The sequence below is a fragment of the Mesorhizobium sp. M0514 genome (assembly GCF_040321145.1).
GTDB lineage: Bacteria > Pseudomonadota > Alphaproteobacteria > Rhizobiales > Rhizobiaceae > Mesorhizobium.
The window spans coordinates 1-3,688 of sequence record NZ_JAMYQZ010000180.1 but is presented as its reverse complement, the minus strand read 5'-3'; the positions used below and the strand labels follow the sequence as shown (position 1 = coordinate 3,688).

Here is a 3,688-nt window from a genome sequence, read left to right as displayed (position 1 = left end):
TTCCTTCGACGCGGTTCCAGTCCATGATGGCGATCTCCTTTCGTTGTCCTTTCGAATAACGGTCGTAGTGGCCATCAGGTTCCGCTGCAGGTAAGCGCGCTTGCTGGTGATCTAGCAATGGAACTTAATGCCCGTCGACCGCTTGTGTGCGCCGGCCTTTTCAGTTTGGAACACAGCGTTGGGTGCAATGGAACAGCTTCGCAGCCAGATGCAGGTATTCGCCGATCCGGGCCTGTGGGTCGCCTTGGCGGCACTGCTGATCCCTTATGGGATCGGTGTCGCACTGCTTCTGCGGGTAGCCGGTTGACGGACCTGCCAGCTCTCGCGTTAAGATGAGCGGATTCCAATAGAAGGCGCCTTAACCTGCGGCTGGGGGTCTTCGCGTTCGGCCATCTGTTCCAAGAGCTTCCGTGACGCAGCCAGGACGCGGCGTGTCTCGTCGATGGTCGTACGTAGGGAGTTGAGTTCGCCAACCGCCCGGCGTTGGTTCCGGCGAGCGCTTTCGAGGTACGAATCGTCAGGCTTCCAACCGTCTGTCATCGGAATGTGCAGCCCGCGTCACGTCACACGTGACTTTCACCTCAAACAGCGAAATGTTGGTGCCGTCATGAACTTGGAAGGCGACTTGGCGGAATGTGCCGCCCGGCACCTGGTCTTTCACTATTTCAAACAACGCCCTTGCCGCCTCATCTTCAGCGGCGGCCGAGTTTGCAAGCTCGGTGCCTTCGGTATCCCGGTAGGGGATAGTTTTCGGTTAGATCGAAGAAGAAGCGGGCCATGGTGCCCTAACAGCGAAGCTTTGAAAAGGTTTCCTCGATCCCGAATCACAGCGGCCAGGTGACGGCCACGGCGCACAAGGGCATTATGAAGCGGCCGGCGACGCAATGTGTCAAGCCGGGCCTGATCGGTCGCGTGAAGCACCTGCGCGCCGAGGCTGACCTGCGGCATGCATCGCTGCAGGATTTCGCAAAGAGGAATAGCGGATCGCATTGCAATGCCTCATTGTGAAAGGCGCCGATTGCTGTAGGCGGCAGACCTTCTCACAAAAGGTGAGTTAATGAATCGATTGTTGTTTTCAGCCGCCGATTTCCTTTCGCGGCCGCCAGGCTTCTACGTGATGCTAGTTGTGCTGGCCATATGCACGCTGCTGGTGCCGTTTGGCCTAACGAACGCGGTCACCTATGCTTTGTCTGTCGCTGCAATCATCATCACTGGGGTCGTACTGATCCAGGGCTATCGCGACACTGCAGCAATTCACCCCAAACTGGACGAGATCATTGTGGCTCTAAACGAGACCCGGAATGACGTTGTCGGTTTGGAACACGAGGATCCCGAGACGATCAAGACAAGGCTTGGCAAGCTTGAGAAGGAGGCCTCAACCCGTCCTTCATCCAGACGCAAAAAACGAGAATGAGTCCCATCGGCGCGCGAGGTGACCCGATCGCCTCCAGCGACTTGGCCGATCGACAGCCCGCGCAACAACACGCCGGACATCATCGAAAACATGGGTTTAGGGCCAACCGACCCTTCTGCTCTGTTCCGGCAGCAGGCCAAATCGCGGCAGGAAAATTCGCTCTAGGCAGGAACAGGTTGCCATTGGCCGAGTTCACTTCACAACAACAGGAGTGGAAAACCGTGAACACGTCAATCAGCAACGACCCCACTGGATCATCGAGCGACCTGAACTGGCTACACACTAACGATGCCGAGGTGGCCGACAGCAGCAAGGAAGCGCTCGGCAAACTAAAGTCGAGCGCTGCCGAAACCGCAGGGCATCTCAAAACCGCTGCCGCTTCGGTGACGACTGACGCGAAAAATTATGCCGGTTCGGTTGCGTCGGATGCTGCGGGCGCCTTCAAGGAAGCGGTGGAGTCGAACAAGACCGCCGGCGCCGACGCGATCGCCAACATTGCCCATTCCGTGAAGGAGGCGGCTGATGGAATCGAGAAGCAATCTCCGCAGGTTGCAGGCATGGTTCGGAGCGCGGCCGAAGGTGTCGAACGGATTTCGTCGGATATCAGGGACCGCAACGTGGGTGAACTGCTCGACTCGGTCACGAAATTCGCCCAGCGCCAACCGGCGGCCTTTTTCGGCGTAGGCATCCTGGCCGGCGTTGTGCTGACCCGGATCATGCGAAGCTCCGATCGGTCCTGACACGAAGAGCGTTCCAGATGGATGATGGTTCCAATCTCCGACCCTTGGGAAGCGTTTTCAGCGAAGGGTATAGCCATCTCGCTTCGCTGATGCGCCTCGATCTTCGTCTTCTCCAAGCCGAGATGAAGGTTAAGACGTCTACGATCGTCTCGTCAGGCGCGTGCGGCATCGCCGCACTGGTGCTCTTTGTCTTGGCTGCATTCGCCATGGTCCAGTTCCTGATCCTCGCTATGATCCACTTTGGTGTCGGTCCGATGGTAGCTTGCCTAATCGTCGCAGCGCTTCTGGGGGTAGGCGGCGTGCTGTTTCTCTATCTTGCGAAGCGAGCGCTCGCGGGATGGACCATCACACCTGTCGAAACCGTCAACCAGGTGCGCACTGACATCGCGGCATTGAAACAGGGGATGCGTTTTGGCTCAACCCAGTGAAGAGATGCGCGAGATCATGCTGCAAAGCCGCACAGAGCGGCAGGCTTTGTTTGAACCTGTCAGCGAGATAAGCCGGCGCCTGCAGCCCCGAAATCTGGTCGATGCGTCCACCCGGTACGCGAAGCAGAAGGTGGCGAAGGCGCTAGGCGGTGTGTCGGACGCCGTCAAGAATAATGGCGGCACTGCTGCCGCGGTCGCACTGGGTGCAGTTGCGGTGTTTGACGCCGGCAGGCGAAGCACGCATGGCCCGGCAGGCGCCGACGATATAGCTGTAGATAAGGTCGCCGGCGCCTCGCATTCCGACGCCGCGTCAATTCGTTATGAAGCCCATCCGCGCAAGGCGATCACAAACCTGTTTCGGGCCAAGGTGCTCGCTGGATCTGCGGGTGGCCTGCTGCTCGGCCACATAATCGGTAAGGCGTTTGAGCCCACAGCCAAGGAGCGCACCCTATTCGGCAAGGCTGGAGCTGAAGTTCAGGATGCGACGGATGCATTTATCGCCGAGCATGCACGCGGTGCGAAATTGGCCGCCGCGCAGGCCTTCGGGTTTGCCAGATATGCCGCTGCGTTCTTGGCCGTACTGGCCGCAGCTAGCGACTATCTCGTCCGCGCGGATGAGCACGAGCAGCGAAAGCACTGAGAGTGCGAAACTGAGCGTCAAAGGTATCCCCATGCATATCGTCGGAATCAACATTGGACAGGCGGCCGCGCCTTCCGGCCTGCCTCTTGTTAGAGTGGTGTTTGAGGGCCAGGGGGGTGAATCTATCGCGGTCGAAATGGCGCGAGGCGACGTCGCCGACGGCGCGCTGGAGGCAATCGACCGTGCAAAAGCCCTGCTTGTTCAGACCGCGACCTTCGAAATGCCTGTCGATAGAATTGGCGGTTTCAATAGGACACCGGAATCCGGCAATGTCCGCGGCCGGCAGAGCAATGTCTATACGTTCGAATATCGCGACGGCGACCAGGCTCGCCAGGTTCCGCCTGCCGTGATGCCAAGTTTTGAGGCTGCTCGCGCCGAGGCGATCCGTTGCGTAATCGGCCTGTTGGCTGATCTGGGCGATGACGATATGACCGGATGGTTAGTGCGCATGCGCGATCAGGCAGGC

At 58.9% G+C, this 3,688-nt stretch carries 7 protein-coding genes; 6 read left to right on the top strand and 1 reads right to left on the bottom strand.

Annotation, left to right across the window (positions count from 1 at the left end; translation table 11 throughout):
• Positions 1-178 precede the first annotated feature (178 nt).
• Entirely contained in the window at positions 179-307 is a 129-nt protein-coding gene (locus tag NKI61_RS32495; RefSeq protein ID WP_352842376.1) for a hypothetical protein, read from the top strand.
• A gap of 210 nt (positions 308-517) precedes the next feature.
• On the opposite strand, the gene NKI61_RS33045 is transcribed toward NKI61_RS32495, so the two are convergent.
• A complete protein-coding gene (locus NKI61_RS33045) occupies positions 518-745 on the bottom strand; it encodes a DUF6894 family protein (RefSeq protein ID WP_502899966.1) in 228 nt (75 codons plus the stop codon).
• Between the two features lie 312 nt (positions 746-1,057).
• Here NKI61_RS33045 and NKI61_RS32490 point away from each other — a divergent pair, with 312 nt between their 5' ends.
• From NKI61_RS32490 to NKI61_RS32470, 5 genes are all read left to right on the top strand, one after another.
• Complete coding sequence (locus NKI61_RS32490; RefSeq protein WP_352842374.1) at positions 1,058-1,414, top strand: low affinity iron permease family protein; 357 nt, start codon at positions 1,058-1,060, stop codon at positions 1,412-1,414.
• A 182-nt stretch (positions 1,415-1,596) separates the two neighbouring features.
• Positions 1,597-2,154 carry a hypothetical protein gene (locus tag NKI61_RS32485; RefSeq protein ID WP_245260344.1) on the top strand — a complete coding sequence of 186 codons (558 nt, stop codon included), beginning with the start codon at positions 1,597-1,599 and terminating at the stop codon, positions 2,152-2,154.
• Between the two features lie 17 nt (positions 2,155-2,171).
• Positions 2,172-2,582 carry a phage holin family protein gene (locus tag NKI61_RS32480; RefSeq protein WP_023713090.1) on the top strand — a complete coding sequence of 137 codons (411 nt, stop codon included), beginning with the start codon at positions 2,172-2,174 and terminating at the stop codon, positions 2,580-2,582.
• A 4-nt stretch (positions 2,583-2,586) separates the two neighbouring features.
• Positions 2,587-3,222 (top strand): hypothetical protein, encoded by a 636-nt coding sequence (locus NKI61_RS32475; RefSeq protein ID WP_023699163.1) that lies wholly within the window; start codon positions 2,587-2,589, stop codon positions 3,220-3,222.
• A gap of 31 nt (positions 3,223-3,253) precedes the next feature.
• Positions 3,254-3,688: DUF6894 family protein (locus tag NKI61_RS32470; RefSeq protein WP_352842372.1), on the top strand; the 435-nt coding region annotated here is incomplete at its 3' end.

What these genes read in the sequence shown, in the direction of transcription:
- NKI61_RS32490 (WP_352842374.1), top strand. Translation starts at nt 1,058, where the DNA reads ATGAATCGATTGTTGTTTTCAGCCGCCGATTTCCTTTCGCGGCCGCCA.
- NKI61_RS32480 (WP_023713090.1), top strand. Translation starts at nt 2,172, where the DNA reads ATGGATGATGGTTCCAATCTCCGACCCTTGGGAAGCGTTTTCAGCGAA.
- NKI61_RS32475 (WP_023699163.1), top strand. Translation starts at nt 2,587, where the DNA reads ATGCGCGAGATCATGCTGCAAAGCCGCACAGAGCGGCAGGCTTTGTTT.